The organism is Methylobacterium crusticola (genome assembly GCF_003574465.1).
In the GTDB taxonomy this organism is placed as follows: Bacteria; Pseudomonadota; Alphaproteobacteria; order Rhizobiales; family Beijerinckiaceae; genus Methylobacterium; species Methylobacterium crusticola.
Genome location: NZ_QOWC01000519.1, coordinates 1 through 512, shown reverse-complemented (window position 1 = coordinate 512; position 512 = coordinate 1). Strand labels below are relative to the sequence as shown.

At 68.0% G+C, this 512-nt stretch carries 1 protein-coding gene; it reads right to left on the bottom strand.

From position 1 onward, the window contains the following. Positions 1–14 precede the first annotated feature (14 nt). Positions 15–512: transposase (locus tag DT057_RS35165; RefSeq protein ID WP_203236475.1), on the bottom strand; the 498-nt coding region annotated here is incomplete at its 5' end.

Genomic DNA, 512 nt, shown 5'->3' with positions numbered 1-512 from the left:
GGTGACGGAGGCGGTCAGGCGGCGCGGTGATCTGGGCTCGCGACGACCTCGGTCCCATCCTGGAAGATGATGCCGGCCACCACCTTCGGCAACTGGTTCTCGCCCTTCAGCCGCCGCCAGGTCTTCGCGGCCGCCATCACCAGCTTGAACACCATCAGCTTGGCGGTCGTGGGCGAGAGCGCGCCCTTGGTGCGCACCGTGCGGTGCCGGACGGTGGCGAACACGCTCTCGATCGGGTTCGTGGTCCGAAGGTGATCCCAGTGCTCGGCCGGCATGTCGTAGAACGCCAGCAGGGCGTCACGGTCCTTCGTGAGGCACTCGGTCGCGCGGGCATACTTGGCCCCGTACTTCTCCGCGGAGACGTTCAGGGCCGCCGCGGCCTGGGCCCGTGTGGGTGCGCCATGGATCTCGCGCAGGTCCGCCTTCACCGCCAGTTGGAGCGACTTCGGCACTTTGTTGAGGACGTTGGCGATCTTGTGCTGCCAGCAGCGCTGATGGCGCGTGCCCGGGAA